Source organism: Waterburya agarophytonicola KI4, assembly GCF_020640915.1.
GTDB lineage: Bacteria > Cyanobacteriota > Cyanobacteriia > Cyanobacteriales > Xenococcaceae > Waterburya > Waterburya agarophytonicola.
Genome location: NZ_JADWDC010000049.1, coordinates 1 through 18460, shown reverse-complemented (window position 1 = coordinate 18460; position 18460 = coordinate 1). Strand labels below are relative to the sequence as shown.

Annotated in this window: 15 protein-coding genes; 5 read left to right on the top strand and 10 right to left on the bottom strand. The window is 39.7% G+C overall.

Annotated features, from left to right (window positions below):
* Window positions 1-81: 81 nt before the first annotated feature.
* Both I4641_RS16805 and ruvC read right to left on the bottom strand, forming a co-directional pair.
* The gene (locus I4641_RS16805; RefSeq protein ID WP_229641737.1) at window positions 82-1272 is read right to left on the bottom strand and encodes an alpha/beta hydrolase; all 1191 of its coding nucleotides are present in this window, start codon (window positions 1270-1272) and stop codon (window positions 82-84) included.
* Window positions 1273-1291: 19 nt separating this feature from the next.
* Entirely contained in the window at window positions 1292-1789 is a 498-nt protein-coding gene (gene ruvC, locus I4641_RS16800; protein ID WP_229641736.1) for a crossover junction endodeoxyribonuclease RuvC, read from the bottom strand.
* Between the two features lie 150 nt (window positions 1790-1939).
* Between ruvC and I4641_RS16795 the strand changes: the two genes are divergently transcribed.
* On the top strand, window positions 1940-3283 hold the full coding sequence (locus I4641_RS16795; protein WP_229641735.1) for a gluconeogenesis factor YvcK family protein: 1344 nt from the start codon (window positions 1940-1942) through the stop codon (window positions 3281-3283).
* A 278-nt stretch (window positions 3284-3561) separates the two neighbouring features.
* Here I4641_RS16795 and I4641_RS16790 read toward each other — a convergent pair whose 3' ends face one another.
* From I4641_RS16790 to I4641_RS16780, 3 genes are all read right to left on the bottom strand, one after another.
* Window positions 3562-4170 (bottom strand): Crp/Fnr family transcriptional regulator, encoded by a 609-nt coding sequence (locus tag I4641_RS16790; protein ID WP_229641734.1) that lies wholly within the window; start codon window positions 4168-4170, stop codon window positions 3562-3564.
* A gap of 80 nt (window positions 4171-4250) precedes the next feature.
* A complete protein-coding gene (locus I4641_RS16785) occupies window positions 4251-4769 on the bottom strand; it encodes a sterol desaturase (protein ID WP_229641733.1) in 519 nt (172 codons plus the stop codon).
* 88 nt (window positions 4770-4857) lie between these two features.
* Window positions 4858-5196, bottom strand: coding sequence for a P-II family nitrogen regulator (locus I4641_RS16780; RefSeq protein ID WP_229641732.1), 339 nt, complete (start codon window positions 5194-5196; stop codon window positions 4858-4860).
* 81 nt (window positions 5197-5277) lie between these two features.
* On the opposite strand from I4641_RS16780, the gene I4641_RS16775 reads away from it, so the two are divergent.
* Window positions 5278-5778, top strand: coding sequence for a CYTH domain-containing protein (locus I4641_RS16775; RefSeq protein WP_229641731.1), 501 nt, complete (start codon window positions 5278-5280; stop codon window positions 5776-5778).
* On the opposite strand, the gene cphA is transcribed toward I4641_RS16775, so the two are convergent.
* Complete coding sequence (gene cphA, locus I4641_RS16770) at window positions 5775-8390, bottom strand: cyanophycin synthetase (RefSeq protein WP_229641730.1); 2616 nt, start codon at window positions 8388-8390, stop codon at window positions 5775-5777. The two genes, I4641_RS16775 and cphA, sit on opposite strands and share 4 nt — an antisense overlap.
* A gap of 157 nt (window positions 8391-8547) precedes the next feature.
* Window positions 8548-9390, bottom strand: coding sequence for a cyanophycinase (locus I4641_RS16765; RefSeq protein WP_229641729.1), 843 nt, complete (start codon window positions 9388-9390; stop codon window positions 8548-8550).
* A 149-nt stretch (window positions 9391-9539) separates the two neighbouring features.
* Between I4641_RS16765 and trmD the strand changes: the two genes are divergently transcribed.
* Both trmD and I4641_RS16755 read left to right on the top strand, forming a co-directional pair.
* The gene (gene trmD / locus I4641_RS16760; RefSeq protein WP_229641728.1) at window positions 9540-10238 is read left to right on the top strand and encodes a tRNA (guanosine(37)-N1)-methyltransferase TrmD; all 699 of its coding nucleotides are present in this window, start codon (window positions 9540-9542) and stop codon (window positions 10236-10238) included.
* Window positions 10235-10597, top strand: a complete 363-nt coding sequence (locus tag I4641_RS16755; RefSeq protein ID WP_229641727.1) for a VOC family protein — start codon at window positions 10235-10237, stop codon at window positions 10595-10597. Before trmD ends, I4641_RS16755 begins: the two co-directional genes overlap by 4 nt.
* Before the next feature lie 59 nt (window positions 10598-10656).
* On the opposite strand, the gene I4641_RS16750 is transcribed toward I4641_RS16755, so the two are convergent.
* Together I4641_RS16750 and cimA are read right to left on the bottom strand one after the other, a co-directional pair.
* Window positions 10657-12267 carry a DUF6930 domain-containing protein gene (locus I4641_RS16750; protein ID WP_229641726.1) on the bottom strand — a complete coding sequence of 537 codons (1611 nt, stop codon included), beginning with the start codon at window positions 12265-12267 and terminating at the stop codon, window positions 10657-10659.
* A 16-nt stretch (window positions 12268-12283) separates the two neighbouring features.
* Window positions 12284-13915: a citramalate synthase gene (cimA, locus tag I4641_RS16745; protein ID WP_229641725.1), complete on the bottom strand. Its 1632-nt coding sequence runs from the start codon at window positions 13913-13915 to the stop codon at window positions 12284-12286.
* 238 nt (window positions 13916-14153) lie between these two features.
* Between cimA and I4641_RS16740 the strand changes: the two genes are divergently transcribed.
* Window positions 14154-14690 (top strand): hypothetical protein, encoded by a 537-nt coding sequence (locus I4641_RS16740; RefSeq protein WP_229641724.1) that lies wholly within the window; start codon window positions 14154-14156, stop codon window positions 14688-14690.
* 85 nt (window positions 14691-14775) lie between these two features.
* Here I4641_RS16740 and mfd read toward each other — a convergent pair whose 3' ends face one another.
* Window positions 14776-18288: a transcription-repair coupling factor gene (gene mfd / locus I4641_RS16735; RefSeq protein WP_229641723.1), complete on the bottom strand. Its 3513-nt coding sequence runs from the start codon at window positions 18286-18288 to the stop codon at window positions 14776-14778.
* Window positions 18289-18460: the final 172 nt, after the last annotated feature.

The window sequence follows — 18460 nt, the reverse complement described above, 5'->3', positions numbered from 1 at the left end:
CACAATTATCGCTCATTGTATTAAAGATCGAGTATATCCGATCCCCAAAAATAATTAACTATTCGCGATCGCACTTCATCTTTATTTCAAAGTAAACGCCAAAAAACGCTCTGTGTAATATAAAGCGAGTTGATTGCTAACCCCAAAAAAAACAACATCAAAAGCGTGTTCCGCCCAAGAAATGTCGAGTAAAATGGCAGGATTATCTGTTGCGAGTAATTTATCGTATAGTTGTCGTCCGAATTTAGGCTGAACTAGATGATCTCTTTGACCATAAATTAGCAAAGTCGGGGCTAAATTAGGTCGAGGATAATTAATGGGAGAAGCTAGGCGATAGAGTTCGGGGAATTCTTCAGGAGTTCCTCCTAAAAAATTTCTTAAGACATCTTTAGTATTAATTGGATTGGGAACGGGGGGATCGTAGTATCCTTCAGTAAGATTTACAGGGCTATAATAACTAACTACCGAACGAAACTGAATAATCGGATCTGGTTGATATGCAGCCAGAGTAGCTAAATGTCCCCCCGCAGATCTGCCCATAATCGAGATTTTATCAAAATCTACTGATAAATCTGCTGCATTATCTTGAATGTATTGCAAAGCAGTATTCACATCTTCAAGCTGTAGGGGAAACTTATACTGGGGTGCGTGACGATAATCAAGATTAATTACCGAATAGCCTTGGGCTGCAATATAAGAACTAAAATTGGCGTAGTCATTGGGAGAACCAGATCGCCACGCGCCACCATAAATAATAATTAGAGTGGGGTTTATACCCGAAGCTATTGGTCGATAGAGATTTAATTTTAGATCTACATTGTCGGGACTGGCAAAAACAATACCGCGATCGATCCGAACCTCTGGAATAGAAATACCTTTAAAGATATCTGCGATCGCAAATGGAACGGGACGCATTTGTTGTTGTAAGTCTTGGGGAATTTTAGTTAAATAATCTGTTCCCAATACTCTCTCCATCTCCGCTGAAAATCTTCGATCGGCAGCAGATAATTGCAACAGTGGCAAACAACTTAAAATTAAAGCAATTAAACTACAAACCAAAATCAAATTAGCTAGCCAGCTTTTTGGTATTGTAATTGAAAAAAATAAAGCGATCGCATTTATTGCAATCAACCAAGGGCTTAATTCTGGCGCACCCACACCAAAAGTCAATAACAAGAAAGTAGGGGCGGGAATAACAATCCACAGACTGAGGAATAGCCCCACAATACTGATACAAAGAAGAACAAACCACCAAAAATTTAGGTTCGACATTTGATTTTTGCTGAAATAATTAATAATTAAAAAATGCCGTAATTGCGATCGCGAGGGCATCGGCAGCATCATCGGGGCGAGGTATAAAGTCTAAAGACAATTCTTTAGCTACCGCTTCTTGAACTTCTATTTTGGGCGCGTTTCCATGACCTGTCAGGGCTTTCTTAATTTCTGGTGGGGTAAATTCGACGTAGGGCAACTTCTCTTGACCCAAAACTAGCATTAATACCCCTCTTGCTTGAGCCACATTAATAATATTACTCATACGATAAAAAAACAATTTTTCGACCGCCACCAAATCTGGTTTTATTTCGTCTATCAGGATATGCAAGTCATCATAGATAATATTCAAGCGATCTCCTAAAGGAGTTTTCGCTTTTGTTCTAATTACTCCAAAATCTTCTAACCCAATTGAATTTATTTTGTTAGCCGAAATGTCTTGAGGGCGATCGCAAATAATCGTGCCAAATCCCACAATGGCAATGCCTGGGTCTAATCCTAAAATTTTAATTTCCATTCCTGGCAAAATACATAGTGTCTGTTGCTAAATCTTTTCCATGAAGTGAATTAACAGTTATGGCAATTTGTAGAGTCGTTTTGTGCTTAATGGTTTATGTTAATCATAAAGGTTTTGGTTTTGGTACACAGCAAACATTTTTGAACCAAGATGAAAAATTCATCTTTATCTTCTAAAAAGAATATTCGTAGTCGCAATAGATTTTTCAAGTGGCTTTCCCCTGGACTATTTATTAAACGCTGGCTGTTATTAAGTGCCAGTGGTTTTTTCATGGCAGTTATGGGGACAGCTATCTGGAGTAAACTTACGCCAATTTACCGCTTGCTGTCTTGGATTTCTGAATTTTTAGAATTTTTAACTACTGTTTTACCCAGCTACATTTCAGGGCCTGTAGTACTAATTGCAGGAGTTTTCCTGATATTTTGGGGACAATCTCGTACTGTAGATTCAATTACAGATGTGCTGGGAGTTGATAAAGATAAACAACTAGTAGATATGCTGCTAGATCGCCGTCGTCTCAATCGCGGTACAAAAATTGTGGTGGTAGGGGGTGGAACTGGTCTTTCTACTCTTTTGCGGGGTTTAAAAGAATATAGTAGCAACATTACCGCGATCGTTACCGTAGCCGATGATGGCGGGTCTTCAGGAAGGTTGAGAGAAGAATTAGGAGTATTACCCCCTGGAGATATTCGCAACTGCCTTGCAGCCCTTGCAGATGAAGAAGAATTACTCACCGAATTATTTCAGTATCGTTTTGAAGCTGGTACTGGTTTGATCGGACATAGCTTTGGTAATCTATTTCTCACTGTCATGAGCGAAATTACTGGGGATTTGGAACAAGCTGTGATGGCCAGTTCCAAGGTTTTGGCGATTAGCGGAAAAGTTCTGCCTGCAACCCTTAGCGATGTTAGTTTGTGGGCAGAAATGGAAGATGGCAGACTAATTGAAGGAGAATCCAATATTCCTCAAGCGGGAGGCAAAATAAAAAATATTGGCTGTATGCCCGCCAATCCTCCTGCATTACCCGCAGCGGTCAAAGCAATTCAAGAAGCAGAATATATCATTATTGGTCCAGGGAGTCTTTACACGAGTATTATTCCCAATCTTTTAGTTCCTGAAATTAGAAATGCGATCGCCAAAGCGGATGTTCCGCGCATTTATGTTTGTAATATTATGACCCAACCAGGAGAAACTGAAGGTTACAGTGTGGCCGATCATATTCGAGAAATAGACCGCATTGGCAAACAGAAATTGTTTGATGCTGTTTTAGTCCACCGCAAGCCTCCAACCACTCTATCTTTAGAAAAATATGCTTTAGAAAATTCCCATCCCGTTCATTTAGACAGACAAGAAATTGCTAAACTCAACCGTCGCATAGTTATGGCTAATGTTATGGAAGAAGATGAAGTAAGGGGTCGCGTCCGTCATAGTTCTAGCCAATTAGCCCGAGTTTTGCTGCGATGGTACAGTGGCAAATGGCAACCGAAAATTTAAGGGGATACTGCTTCCCGTATAGCTATACGGGAAGCAGTATCCATAAATGAAATATTGGTTGTGATTTAAAGAGATAAAAGGGAAGTAGCAAAACAAAAGAATCTAATCAATCCGCTTTACTTTGCTATCCCGACTTAAAGTTACTTGGCTTATTTATAATGTACCAATTGAATATAAAGAAAGTATGTGGGGCGTCTTTCTATTGTGTAAAATTTTCGTGAACTTTTTTGAAATATTAACCCTCCTAATAGATAAATAAATTGTAAATTTTTTGACTTTTATAGGTTTTTGCAGATAATGTGGCGATCTCTATCTAGATAAATTAAATTTTGATGCTGTAAATCTCCCATAATACGGGTAATTGTCACCCTAGTAGTACAGATTGCTGCTGCTAACTGCTGATGGGTAAAACGTACCTGCAATCTCACCCCATCTTCTACAGGTTGTCCGATTTCTTGTTTGAGCATCAAAAGCAACTGTCTCAAACGATCTTCAACTCTCTTGACTGCAACAATTGAAAGTAACTGCTCTGACTTAATTAGGCGATCGCTAAACTGAGCTAAAAATTGTCTTGCCAGTAGAGGATATCGAATTACATCTTGCAAACAATAGCTTCGGGCGTAAACATCGGACAAAGCTACTGCCCGATGTAAATCTTCTGTAGCACCCAAGCAGTCGCCAAAAGTACCGTTTGCTGCTACCCATCCAACAATCGTTTCACTTCCATTGTGTTGTACTTTGCTTAACTGTACTACACCTCGATAAACCTGCCAGATACCTGAATCTAAGACAACCATCTCATCCCCTTTTTCAAATTGTTGTAAAGGTATTTCTCGTTCTTTTCTTCTTAGATCTAAGTTGGAGTTCAGTTTTGGACTCAATAGCATAATTTGAGGAGTTGTTAAGCAACGTGACCATATTAACCTTTACTTTAAATAAGTAAAGTAAACAAAACGTGACGAAAGGGTTAAGCTTTGGATATATTGAGGGTTTTTTGATATTTTTTCTTGACCGTAATTAAAAATCGCCTCCAAGCGATCGCAGGAGGATGATAAAAAGTAAAGATATCTCCAAACGCCATCTGGGAATTTTGATGGTGCTGCCAATGTCTTTCAGGAGTAACGATAAAAAACCAACCACAACACAAAGCGATCCCTTTAGGGGTTTGCCAATCAAGAATAGAAACGTGTCGCCAAATTACGTGCAGTTTGCCCAGAACTAAGGCAATTATTGTGCCAGTTGGGGATACTTGCCATGCCCAAGGTACAAAAATAAAGTATGGTAAAGCCCCTAAAAAACCATCTAGAATTACTAAAGGATTTCTGCTCAGAACAGCATAATGGATAAAACTACGATTTTTGCCATGGTGAACAATGGTATGGAATTTACCGAAAACGTGTTCTGGAACGTGATAAAAAAAAGTAGATAAGAAATCGCCAACTAGCAGCATCGAAACTGCGACAAAAATAATTTTGATTAAAAACACAAAGCTTACTCCCTAGATACAGGTGCTAGCTTATGAGTTATAAGTTAAGACTATTTTAATAGTTATTTAAGTTGCGATTACTTATAGTTTAAATCGCTGCAATATCAGTTTCTTGTGTTCTAATTCTAACTATACGATTTACTCCAGAGACAAAAATTTTACCATCCCCAATTTCTCCCGTGCGTCCAGCAAGAGATATTTGTTTGACTACTAAATCTGTCATTTCTTCTTCAACAATAGCTTCTATTTTTATTTTGCTAGAGAACTCTACGCGATATTCTGTCCCTCGATAACGAGTCGTCGCACCTTTTTTGTGTCCGTAGCCTTTAACTTCTGATATCGTCATCCCAATTACGCCAACGGATATCAGACTGGATTTGACATCATCTAGTTTGTGGGAATGAATAATTGCTTCAACTTTTTTCAATTTTTAGCCCTCTTTTTGTACCTCAATCAAACTATATTAAGATAACGTTAGTTTCTTTTTAAAATCCTGACCAACAAATTAATGGGTATAGAAATAGAACGTAAATATTTAGTTAAAAAAGCAGAATGGCGATCGCACAAAGAAAAATTAAACCAAAATGTTCTAGCTCTGGGAATTAAGTATTACCAGGGCTATCTACCTACTAGTAATGAAACTACTGTCAGAATCAGAATAATTGGAGAACACAGCTATCTCACAATTAAAAGTAAAACAACAGGACATACTCGCGCTGAATTTGAATATCCTATTCCTTTAGAAGATGGACAACAAATATTAGAAAATTTGTGTCTCCGACCGATTATTGAAAAAGTTAGATACCAAGTAAATTATGGCGGTCTGATTTGGGAAGTAGATGAATTTTTTGGGGAAAATCAAGGATTAATTATCGCAGAAGTTGAACTAGAAAATGAAACTCAAAACATAGATATTCCCAGTTGGATAGAACGAGAAGTAAATGACAAAAAGTACTTCAATTCTAGTTTAATCAAATATCCTTATAACCAATGGCAAGACCAAGGCTAATTTAACCGCTGCTTGATTAATTTAATCGCCTGAGCGATTTTATCTGGAAAAACTACTACTAAGTTATTATTTTTGGCTCGATCCAAAGCTGTATTTATAGCTTCAGTTTCGTCAAGAATAATTTCATAGTTTATATTAGGATTTTCTTGACAAATCCCTTTACTAATCAAGTCAGCAACCTCTCCAGGCTTCCTGCCTCTAGAATCTTCATCCTCTTTAATTAGAATGCTGTCAAATATTCGAGCAGAAATATTACCCAATAAAATCAAATCTTCATCTCGGCGATCGCCTGGCCCGCCAACGACACCAATTCTATTACCCTGCCAGTTTTTCACAAAATCTCCCACTGCTAAATATCCATGAGGGTTGTGAGCATAATCTACCAGGGCATGATATTCACCTAGATCGAAGAGATTCATGCGACCAGGGATTTGTTCGGAAGAGACTTCAAAAGTACGTAAACCTCGACGAATCTCCTCGATATCGACTCCCTGAGCAAATGTCGCCAAACAACTAGCGAGGGCATTGGCAATCATAAAGGGAGCCATCCCTCTCATAGTCATGGGAATATTTACGGCTTTTTCGATGCGTAGAGTCCATTTTCCTTCCAAAATTGAAAGGTAGCCATTTTCATAAATTGCTGCTAAACCGTTACGACGAATATGCTCGGAAACGATTGGATTATCAGGATTCATCGAAAAATATGCTACTTTACAGCTAACTTTTGCTGCCATCGCTGCTACCAAAGGATCGTCAGCATTGAGAATTGCGTAACCACCGGGCTTAACTGTTTCGGCAATTACTCCTTTGAGTCTCGCCATTTGTTCGATGGTATCAATTCCCCCCAAACCCAAATGATCCGCAGCAACATTTAACACCACCCCAATGTCGCAACTATCAAAAGCCAAGCCCGATCGCAAGATACCGCCCCTGGCAGTTTCCAATACTGCTACTTCCACTGTGGGATCTCTGAGAATAGCTCCCGCACTATAAGGACCAGTATTATCGCCTTTTTCCACTAAATATTCTTGAATATAGATACCATCGGTGGCTGTGAAACCGACGATCTTACCCGTTTGACGATAGATATGAGCAGTTAGACGAGTTGTTGTAGTTTTACCGTTTGTTCCCGTAATTGCGACGATTGGAATGCTACTAGGGGCATTATTAGGAAAGAGCATTTCTAATACTGATGCCCCCACATTACGGGGCAAGCCTTCGCTAGGGGCTGCATGCATTCTAAAACCAGGAGCGGCATTAACTTCTACGATTACTCCCTTGGTTTCTCTTAGGGGCTTGCTGATGTCGGAAGTGACAATATCAATTCCTGCAATGTCTAAACCAATAACTTTGGCGACCCTTTGAGCTAACCAGAGGTTTTCGGGATGAATTTCATCGGTGCGATCGATCGCGACACCGCCAGTGCTGAGATTAGCTGTAGCTCGAAGATAGGCTACTGTACCCAAGGGTAAAATTGAACCGAGATCGTAACCTTGTTTAGCTAAAACTGCCTTAGAAGTGGGATCGATGGTAATTTTTGTCAGAACATTGTCATGTCCATCCCCTCGCTTGGGGTCTTGGTTGGTAATTTCAATTAGCTCTTTAACAGTAGATTGACCGTCCCCAGTAACATGGGCGGGAACTCTTTCTGCTACTGCTACAACTTTGTTATCTATAACTAAAACTCGATGGTCGTTGCCTTGATAATATCGTTCGACAATCACCGATCGCGATTTTGAGGATTTGCTTGCCAGATCATAGGCTGTTTCGGCTTCGGAAGGATCGTTAATGTTAATCGTAATACCTCGACCGTGATTGCCATCTAGAGGTTTAATCACAATGGGATAACCGCCAATATCAGCGATCGCCTGTTCTAAATCATCTAAATATTCAATTACCGTACCCTGAGGGACGGGAACTCCTGCATTTTCTAAGATAGTTTTTGTACCTTCTTTATCACAGGCTAGTTCTACCGCCAAAATGCTGGTATTGTTGCTCAAAGTAGCCTGAATCCGTTTCTGATTCGCTCCATGACCTAGTTGTAGCATTGCCCGCGCGCTCAACCACATCCAAGGTATTTTGCGTGCTTCTGCTTCTTTGATAATGGTTTCTGTCGAAGGACCTAAAGCGGTATTAGCACATAGTTCTTTTAAATCTGTTAAATCCTGCTCTAATTCTCTAGCAGGATAAGTTCCCGTCTCGACAACAGACTTACAGAGTCTAACTGCTGCTCTGCCTGCATAGCGTCCTGCTTGTTCTTCTACATACTCAAAAACAACGTTAAACACCCCTGGGGTTGACGTTTCTCTGGTTCTTCCAAAACCGACAGGCATCCCTGCTAATTCTTGTAATTCCAGGGCTACGTGTTCGACGATATGCCCCATCAGAGTACCTTCTTTGACTCGCTCTAAAAAGCCTCCGCGATAACCGCGAGAACACTGGTGCTCAATTAAGCTAGGTAAGACTTGTGCTAAACCATCATAAAATCCAGCCAACTCATTAGATGGCTTTTCGGTTAACTCTTCCAAATCTAACAGCATCAAAATTAGTTTGTTGCGTCGAATGCTCCAATAGTTAGGGCCACGCAAGGTTTGAGTTTTCAGAATTCTCATTATGGTTTGCTTTTCTCAGGTTTTGGCGATACCAAAAATAGTTAGACAATTAGAATATCATCTCGTTTTTGTCTGCCCTTAAACTGTTCTCCACGAACATTTATCAGGTGTGAGACAATTTTTATTCCATTATTTAGAATCAGTTCAGGTGTATCTATCAACCATAGGGTTGATTCTGCTCCAAATCATAGCGATCGCCATATCCTAAGATATGTAACTTCAAGTTGTGCATACTTAAGGGTTCGTTTCCTTTAGCCTCTTTGGCATTGCTATAAGTCATGTTGCGGGCATTGACAATAGTTACAGTACCCTTGCCAATCACTTCCATAATGCCGTCGCTTTCAAACATAGCACAGGTGTCTTCATCAATTCCAATTCCCAACAGTTCTGGATGTCCAGAAACAGCGCTCAATAGGCGAGCTAGACGATTGCGATTATAAAAATGTTGATCTACTAAAACTTCAGGAATTATTCCCAAACCTATCGCCATATCTACTAAAGCACGATTGGGAGATTCCGCACTGCTCCCTCCAGAGATCATATGATGTCCCATTACCGCAGCACCCGCACTAGTACCCGCGAGGCTCATTTCTCTTTTTTGCGCTCTTTCGATAATACGATTCATGAGGATTGTATCTGCCAACAAACCACACAAACGAAGTTGGTCGCCACCAGTCAGAAAAATTCCCGTGCAATTTTCTACAAAATCGAGATAAGCAGAATCGTTTGCCCCAGAGCGATCGCGCACGTCTAGTACTTTAATTTCTTTGGCTCCCATATCACTAAAAATGCGATGGTAGCGTTCTCCGATTAAGCTTGGTTCTCTTGAAGCACAGGGTACAATACCAATGATGGCATCAGAACTTTTAGAGCGATTAAAAAATGTTTGAAGGATTTCTTTGCCGTGTACTTTGTCTTCGGCACCTCCTATAACTAAAATGGCGTTTTTGGTCAAGGTTGCAGATTCTCTAGTTTGGTGTTTGACTTCGGTATTTATCATAATTTGACGTGACGAACAGGAGATCGGTATCTTCCCCAATGCCGATCTTAGCGATACTGGTAGTTGACTGTTGTGTCAAAAACTACCTAAACTCCTAAAGGTCAATCTTGCTAATATTTAACCTTTTAATTTTATTTGAGTTTATTATCGTGCGTTTTGATATTATCACTCTTTTCCCTGACTTTTTTACCTCTCCTCTCAATTGCAGTTTACTTGGTAAAGCGATCGCCAAGGAAATTGCGACAGTAAATTTATTAAACCCCCGCGGGTTTACTACTGACAAGCACCGCAAGGTAGATGACATTACTTATGGCGGAGGTGTAGGAATGTTACTCAAGCCAGAGCCGATTTTTGCTGCGGTAGAGTCTCTACCTGTGTTACCAAAAAGAGAAATTATTTTGGTAACTCCTCAAGGAGAGCCTTTAAATCAACCTTTACTTAAAGATTTGGCGACTAATTATCAACAGTTAGTAATTATTTGCGGTCATTATGAGGGGGTAGACGAAAGAATACGACAGCATTTAGTCACGAAAGAGATTTCTCTGGGGGATTTTGTTTTAACTTGTGGAGAGATTCCTGCTCTTGCTTTGATAAATGGTGTCACTAGACTTTTACCAGGAACAGTGGGTAAGATTGAATCTCTTAAGCAAGAAAGTTTTGAAACGGAATTATTAGACTATCCTCAATATACTCGCCCCGCAGAATTTAGAGGTTGGTCAGTGCCAGAAGTATTGCGTAATGGGAATCATAAGTTAATTGACGAATGGCGCAAAAAAGAACAGGTTAAGCGTACTCACGATCGCCGTCCCGACCTGTATGAACAATGGACAATGAACAATGAACAATGAACAACGAGCTGAAAATTTTAACTATGACGAATAAATTACATATAGCGATCGCAACTGACAAAATCGAAGCCACAATTGAAGATTACACTGTTCGCTTGGGTATGCCGCCTTGTTCGTTTATTTCTGGTGAATATGCCCTTTGGCGTACTGAAACGCTTAACCTATCTGTCAGACAAGATGACTCTTGTAAACCTGGAGAACTAAGACATCTCGGCTGGGAAGATAAATCTGCTAATGAGTTTAGTCAGGATACCGATGTTAACGGTATTGTTTGGGAACGATTTAATGCCCAGCATCAAGCAGATGAAATTAATGGAATTTGGTCGGAGGCTAATTACATTCCCAACACTGATAAATAGAACCTTCCATTGATACTAAGTTGTAATAAATTTTATTACAAAAAAGTTATATTTGATGGCTATCTTTCAAAGTTAGGCATTAACTCCAGAACCCCCATACCTATATCAGCGCCATCAATCGATTTAACTTCATACAAAGCCAACATATCTTTCAATTGAGGATTTCCGCGATTGTTTCCTGTTGCTCCCATGGCAATTACCAGAAGGCAATATCCTTTAGTTTTCTGGCAACTATGTTGCCATTCTTCTACTATTTCCATGTGTTCTACAACTTCTTGAGAATATTCAGCAAATATGTGTAATTCATCATCACCTGTTTGCAACATCCCCAAATGAAAAGAGTCTCCACTAAAAGAATTTTGTCCCAGATTGAAACAAACAGATTTTAATCCTCCTGCATCTTTAATTCTATTAATTAAGTGTTTAGCTTTTGGACGAGTAGTTTGGATGAAAATTGTGGGTAGTTTTTTTCCTTTTGGACTAATATCCAAAGATTGATGATAAGTTTTGCGCTGCTGCTTGAGTACTTTGACTACTTCTAGGGACAAACTAGTCAAAGTAATTAAAGAACCATCAGGAACAAAATCTTCTCGAACGGAAGTGTCTATCTCTTCATCAAAATAATCTGGATAATCGCTTATACCAAGTTCTAAAAGTTCTTCTGTCAGTTCTGGTAAAGTAGAAATCTTGGTAGCAATAGTCTGCTTTTTGGTATCCGTTTGAGGAAGATTAATGCGATATGATTTAGAAATAGCATCAATTGGTTCTTGAGCTAAAGTAGGACGATGGCGATCGCAAAAACGTAATAGAGTTTCCAATACTGCATAAATAATTTTGGCTTCTTCTTCATCTAAAAAAGGTCGCATTCCCTCAAAAGGATGTAGACTGCCAAAAAAAGGTTCGACTTCTTCTGCTGCGATCCATTTTGATTCTGGATCTGCCTCTTCATAATTAAGAAACCAACAATCTTGAGCCAAAAAAGCTTTCTCTAATTCTGCGGGAGATTGATTTTCTCCCAGTGCAGCAGCCCGAAATTGTTTGAGAGAATCTAAAGAACGATAAAGTAGTACGCCAAATTCTGCCGACATCATACCCATAATGCAGAGATAGACTTCATCTATTTGGCAGTTTTTTAATTCAACGCGCAAAATATCGCTATCAGCTAGTAATTCCCAAGGAGCATTATCCCAAATCTTACTAGCAACGTCTTTAATCCCATCTTGATAAATGCTTGGTAAAGCAGACACCTCGTCTCCATCAACCTCGCCAAAACTCTCAAATAAGCGATCTATCAGGGGTAGCTGAGGAGAATATTCAATATTAATCTCTAAACCTTGTAATGCTCCCCGTAGAAAGAATTGAATTTCGCGATCGCGCACCACAATCTTCTGAGGGCGATGAGGTTGTCCTGGGTGATGAGGGGATTCAATAGCCCGCAATAACGTCCTGACGACAGCTTCAATGCCCATATCTTCACCAACCACATCCATTGCCAGAACTGCACCTTCAGAGCCATCTACCCAGAGGATACATTCTCCATCATCTGACAAACCCAGATCTAAATGGGATGCCATGCTTCCCAATGCACGGCGATCTCCTTCCCAAACAACACCAGGTACTTGGGGAATTTTTTTAAGTCTACTTTTAGTTGTGTTGGGGAGAGCGGTCATATAAGTTTAAATCTTCTTAATTAATAATACTTGCTTTTTTTTGGCTGGTGGCTTGCAATAGTAAACCATATTCCATGCCTTCGACTACTGCTTGATAAGAAGCATCTAGTATATTGGCTGATACTCCGATGGTTGTCCATCTCTCTACACCATTGCCAGATTCCACTAAAACGCGGGTTTTGGCTGCTGTTCCTGCCCCTCCATCTAGAATTCGGACTTTATAGTCTGCCAAGTGAAAGTCAGCAATTTCAGGATAAAATTCAACTAAAGCTTTACGTAAGGCACTATCCAAGGCTGCTACTGGCCCATTTCCTTCTGCTACTTCTAGTATTTTTTTTCCATCAACTTCTACCTTTATCGTAGCTAAAGCTTTACTGCCAAGGTTATCTATTTCTTGATGAATATTGCAGTGTACTTGAAAACCCTGAAGGTGAAACAACTGCTTGTTGGGCTTGAGGATAGAGCGCATCAACAATTCAAAACTAGCCTCGGCTGCCTCAAATTGATATCCTTCATTTTCTAAAGTTTTCAATTTATCTAAAATTTGACGACAAGTGACATCTTGTTTGCTTAGATTAATGCCAAATTTGGCTGCATAATGTAAAACATTACTCAATCCTGATTGATCGGAGATCACAATTCTTCTTTGATTGCCGATTAATTCTGGTTGAATATGTTCGTAGGTCAAAGGATTTTTAGTTACCGCCGAAACATGAACTCCTGCCTTGTGAGCAAATGCCGATCGCCCGACAAACGGTGCATGATCGTTGGGAGCAAGGTTTACTATTTCACTAATCAAACGACTGCTAGGACTTAATTGAGATAATTCTTCCTGTCCCAAACATTGATAACCGAGCTTTAATTGCAGATTGGGAATCAATGTACATAGGTTCGCATTTCCACATCTTTCCCCATAGCCATTGATTGTCCCCTGCACCATACTTGCGCCAGACATCACTGCTGCGATCGCATTTGCTACTGCCGTTCCCGCATCATCATGGGTGTGGATGCCAATTTTGCTAGTATCTCTAGTTTTTAGTTCTGGTATTGCTGCGATCGTTTCGGCAACAATCTGACTAATTTCGTGGGGTAACGTACCACCATTAGTATCGCAAAAAACCAGCCATTCTGCCCCTGCGTCCAATGCCGTCTTTAAAGTCATCAGAGCGTACTCAGAATTGCGCTTATAGCCGTCAAACCAATGTTCGGCATCATAAATTACTTTTCTTCCCTGACTCTGCAAATACTCAATCGTATCGCGGATCATTGCCAAATTTTCTTCTAAACTAGTTTTGAGGGTTTCGCTAACATGAAGATCCCAAGATTTCCCAAAAATTGTCACCCAACGAGTCCCCGCAGCTAAAATAGCCTGAAGCATCTTGTCTTTTGCTGCTGCAACATTAGGGCGACGAGTGGAACAGAAAGCCACTACTTCAGAGTTTTGCAAGGGTTCTTCTTGCAATTTCCAGAAAAATTGTACGTCTTTCGGGTTCGCCCCAGGCCATCCCCCTTCAATAAAGGGGATTCCCATGCGATCGAGTTTACGAGCGATCTTGAGTTTATCATCCAAGGATAAAGAAATTCCTTCTCCTTGAGAGCCATCTCTGAGAGTAGTATCGTAAATCCAAATTGGTGATTTTTTATTCATGGAGTCAAATTTTGCAACCATCGAAGTTAAGAAATGTTAAGTTACTTAAAGATAATCAATATATAAATATTTTTTTACCTCAAAGTACAAACTGACTATGCTTACCGTAACCGTACAAGGAAAGAATTTTACGACAAAGGTACTAATTTACGCAAAGTTTTATTGAAGCACAAAATAGTCCTGCATAACGGTAACTCAACAATTATCAACTGTAGAAGAATTGGTTAAGTAATAAGTAATGAACATTTTTAATATTTCTCCGATCGTTCGTATTACACTGTTATCTCTTTATATTGGTTTAACAGTTCCGTTACCTTTTTTAGCAGATTTTACCAATGCACCAGTACCATCTTGGATGCTGTGGATTGGAATTGTTTTAGGCGCGATCGCAGTTTATGCAGCTCTTAGCGAACAAGTAATTTTAGATGACGAAAAAATACGAGTAGCTTATCCTAAATGGGTGCCTGGTTTTTTCCGCAAAGGTTGGTCTTTATCTTGGCAAGAAATCGATAACCTAAAAATGCGCACCACAGGACAAGGTGGCTTAGTTTATTACTTTACTTCTCCTACGGCTCAAAAGGCTTATTTATTACCCATGCGTATTGCTGGGTTTAATAAAATGGTCAACATCATCACCGAAAAAAGTGGCATCGATACAACAGATGTACGTCCTCTTTCTCAACCCTGGATGTATATTATTTTGTTTGCTTGTACCATAGTTTTATGGTTTTTGGATGGTTGGACTATTTGGACTGCGACTACTTTGGCTGTTTGATATTTATCCTTAATGAAAATAATTTCAAAAAAAAATCTCAAATCTGATTTAATTTCTTTGCGCCTCTGCGTCTTTGCGCGAAATATCAAACTAACTCCAACTCTGGTAAAGCCTTATAAATCGCTCCCAACCAGTCAATTAAATCATTCAATTGTCTTTGAGGCTTAAGCACGCCTAATCCCCGTACCACTACTTTCTTCGAGGCATAGACGAAACGCGATCGCACGTGCTGGGGAAGATTTTCTGCCAACAAATTCCAAGCAGGTTCTCCCATAGGAGTTTCTAAGACAATATTTTGTTTCCCTTCAGGTTTGACACGGGAAAATCCGATCGCTTTAGCTATTTGTTTCAATTCCATTACCTGTATTAGCTGTTGAGTTGCAGAGGGAATTGCACCATAACGATCTTGCCATTCCGCTGCAATTTGTACCAGTTCTTTTTTGGAGGTTGCAGTCGCCACAGCGCGGTAAGCATCCATTTTTTGTTCGGGATCGGCAATATACTTTTCGGGGATAAAGGAAGTAAGTTTCAGATCTACCTGAGTATCTTCCACTTTGGGTATTTCTTGTCCTTGAATCTCGTGAATGGCTTCTTGCAACATCTCCATGTAAAGATCGAAGCCGACATTTGTTATTTGTCCAGATTGTTCTGCACCCAATAAGCTACCCACCCCGCGTATTTCCATATCTCGCGTAGCTAATTGATAGCCCGAACCTAATTGACTAAACTCTTGTAAGGCGCGGAGTCGTTTGCGGGCGGTTTCTGATAAAGTATGCTTGCTGGGATATAGCAACCAAGCGTGGGCTTGAGTACCCGCTCTGCCGACTCTTCCTCGTAGCTGATAAAGTTGAGATAAACCAAATTTTTGAGAATCTTCCACGACGATGGTGTTGACGCGAGGAATATCCAAACCCGATTCAATAATAGTAGTGCAGACTAATAAATCTGCTTCGCCATTACTAAAAGTTAGCATGGTAGACTCTAATTCCGATTCTGGCATTTGTCCGTGAGCGATCGCAATTTTAATATTGGGAATCATTTCCCTAATCTGTGCGCTAATTTCTTCAATTCCCGCTACCCTGGGAACGACATAAAAGACTTGTCCTCCCCGATCTAATTCGTTACGGATTGCATTACGAATCACTTCAGGGTTATAAGGGGAAAGATGGGTTTTTATAGGGCGACGAGATGGAGGAGGAGTAGTAATCAGACTCATTTCCCTAATACCTGACAGAGACATATACAGAGTACGGGGAATAGGAGTAGCAGAAAGAGTCAAGACATCTACCTGAGATTTAAAAGCTTTAATTTTCTCTTTCTGGTTCACGCCAAAACGCTGTTCCTCATCAACCACCAGCATTCCCAAATCTTTAAACTTAACATCCTTGTTCAATAGTTGTTGCGTGCCGACAACTACATCTAACTCACCTGTTACTAGCTTTTGCATAATTTCCTTTCTTTCAGAAGGAGTGCGGAAACGATTTAGCAAGCCGACGTTGATGGGATAGGGTGCAAATCTTTCTTTGAGGGTGTGATAGTGTTGCTGCGTCAGAATAGTTGTCGGTGCTAGAAACGCTACTTGTTTATTAGCCGTAGTAATTACTTTAAATATTGCTCTAATGGCTACTTCTGTTTTGCCAAAACCAACATCACCGCAGACCAAACGATCCATCGGGCGATCGCTCTCCAAATCTATTTTAATATCTTGAGTCGCTTTGAGTTGATCTGGAGTAGGTTGATAGGGGAAAGAATCTTCTAGTTCTTGTTGCCAAGGATTATCGGGCGGGTAGGCATAACCTTCCAATTTTGAGCGTTGAGCATATATTTTTAATAAATCTACTGCTAGCTTCTTAATATTCTTTTTAACCTTGGTTTTCGTTTTAGACCAAGATGCAGCAGCCATTTTATTTAATTCTGGCGGACGTTTTCCTGTTTGCCGAAATCGCGTCAGCATATCCAAAGAATCAGCAGGTACTCTTAATGTACCGTCGGCATATTTTACTACTAAATATTCACGGTGTATTAAAGTTTCCAGATTCAAAAACTTACCCAAACCATGATGTTTATGCACTACATAGTCACCAGGACGTAATTTATTTAGATCTACTTTTTTAGAAGCAGCACGACGACGCTTTCTGATATAGCCAGATGTAGCTAAAGTTTGCTGTCCAAAGAATTCCTTATCAGTAACAACTATAATACGGTAAGTAGGTAAGATAAACCCTTCTAATTCGGCTAATCCCGAATACTTCAAAGCTACTGCCGTTTGTTGAATATGAGACTTTTCTATTGCTCTAAAATCATTATTATTTGGAATGAATTGAACGGGACAATCATGTTCTTGGAGTAAAGAAGCCGTACGAGTAGGTTGCGCGGAAACCAGCCAAGTTTGATACTGATTTAAAATCATGCCGCTATATACTTCTCGCTTACCTCTTAATATTCCTGCTATTTTGGCAAACTGATGAGGAGTGGTGGGAATAGGGCGAGATTGCAAATTATATACTGATAAATTATTTGTATTAATCACATCAATACGAGCCTTTTCCTCTGCAATTTCTGATAAATAAATACAGTCAAACTTCTCAATTGCTTGCAGACAAGATTGAAACTCATCGTGAATTTTAGGCAACTTATTATCGTATTCAAACCATTGAGATTCTGATAAGTCTAAACCGCGATCGCTGTGTACTTGGCACTGCTCTAATTCATCAATGGCAATTAAAGTATTGTCTGATAAATAATCAATAATAGAAGCAGGTTTATCAAATGCCACGCCCAAGAACCTTCTCATCCCTTCAGGAGGATTACCTTCTAGCAAAATTTCTAATTCTTCATCGGACAAATAGCCTTCAATACTCTTACTATTTTCTAAAATAGTATTGGCGATTATGCTACTAAAAGCACTTGGCGTCAACAACAATTTCTCTAATTTATCCAGAGATCTTTGATTGGATGGATCGAATTCTTTTAACTGTTCTAACTCATCCCCAAACCACTCAAGTCTGACGGGTAATTCTGCCGAAACAGGGAAAATATCAATAATATCCCCTCTCTTACTCCATTGACCTTCAATTTCCACTAAAGATACTCGTTCGTAACCCAACCTTGCCAAAGATTTATCTAGTTGAATAGAAGTTAATTCCATGCCCTTCTCTAGCGTCAAACAATAAGACTGGAATACCTCTGGGGGTGGCAAATGAGGCTGGAGCGATCTTTCTGTAGCAACTATCGCTTTGGGTTTTTGAACGTCTTTCTTATTTGATAACTGATAACTAATAACCGATAGCTGTCCCCAAGTTATCTCTGATTCGGGGTCAAAATGACTGTAAGGGCTGGCTTCAGAAGTAGGATAGAAATTGACTGTTTGCCATCCCATCGCCTCTAATTGAGCAGCCCAACGTCCCGCTTCTTCTAAAGTAGAACATATTACTAGTAAATCATTGTTGTCGGCTTTTGCAAGACTAGAGCTAATGATACCTTTTGGCAAACGAGAAATACCACTTAGCAATAGAGATTGACCGTTATGTAATTTTTTGAGTAGTTCTTTTGTTAAAGGGGATTTTTCTATCGCCCGTACTACTGATGCAAAAGCCATAATTTACCAGCCAGAATGAAATATTTTTTTACTCTTTCAAAAACAATAGCGAAGAATGAAACTTATTCGTCTTCGTCAATATAAATTTATCAAAATTGCTACAAAAAGAAAGCCAGGTACAATTGATGTAGATTGTACCTGGCTTTCTTTTCGTTTGTTGGTGAGTGAATAA